Here is a 913-nt window from a genome sequence, read left to right as displayed (position 1 = left end):
CCGAAAAAGACGCCGCCATGACACCACCTCTTGTCCATCTCGAAGACGAACTCACCCACCTCACCCTGGCCCCACACCTGGGCGCCAGTCTCGTTGAATGGACCTTGCGCAGCAACGGTGCCCCCCTGCTACGCCCGCCCGCACCGCAAGCACTGGAAAACCGCCTGCCGGGAAAACTCGGCTGCTTCCCGTTGATTCCCTGGTCGAACCGGATCGCCCAAGGCGGTTTCGACTGCCCGGGCGGCTGGCTCGCCCTGGAAGCCAACAGCCCCAACGATCCGTTTCCGATCCATGGCAGCGCCTGGCAGCAGCCCTGGCAGGTTACCGAACGGACCGACCAGGAAGTCTTGCTGCAGCTGGACAGCGTGCACCCCTTCGCCTATTGCGCGAGCCTGCGGATCCGCTTGAGTGGCGGCCAACTGCAAATCGCCCTCCACGTCACTCACATGGCCGAACAGGCTGCCTGGCACGGGTTGGGCTTGCATCCATATTTACCACGCACCCCCGGCACTCGCCTGCAAACCCGTGCCAGCGAAGTCTGGATGTGCGACGCCTCGAAACTGCCAACGGAATTGAGGGACATTCCCTCGGAGTGGGATTTCCAGCAACCTCGGTCATTGCCCGACACCCTCGTCGACAACGGCTTCGGCGGCTGGGACGGACGCTGCCTGATCCAGCAACCGGACCTGGGTTATCAACTGGAATGCCGCGCCAGCGGCAGCGAATATTTCCTGTTGTACTGCCCCGTCGGTCTGGATTTCTTCTGCATCGAACCGGTCAGCCATCCGGTCAATGCGCATCACTTGCCAGGACGGCCGGGGTTGCGTCTGCTGGAACAAGGGCAGTCGGTGGCGTTGGGGTTTTCGATGCAGTGCCGAGAGTTATAAGCACCACGCGATCTACGTGGCGAGGG

The 913-nt window shown here is 62.7% G+C and carries 1 protein-coding gene; it reads left to right on the top strand.

Features of this window, described 5'->3' with window-relative positions; translation table 11 throughout:
• Nucleotides 1-17 precede the first annotated feature (17 nt).
• Nucleotides 18-887, top strand: a complete 870-nt coding sequence (locus ACE04F_RS05800; RefSeq protein ID WP_486105395.1) for an aldose 1-epimerase — start codon at nt 18-20, stop codon at nt 885-887.
• Nucleotides 888-913 lie beyond the last annotated feature (26 nt).

It is taken from the genome of Pseudomonas sp. AGC41 (genome assembly GCF_057334555.1).
This window is presented reverse-complemented; position numbering and strand designations above follow the sequence as displayed.

Excerpts from the sequence above, each read along its gene's own strand:
- ACE04F_RS05800 (WP_486105395.1), top strand. The coding sequence starts at position 18 with ATGACACCACCTCTTGTCCATCTCGAAGACGAACTCACCCACCTCACC.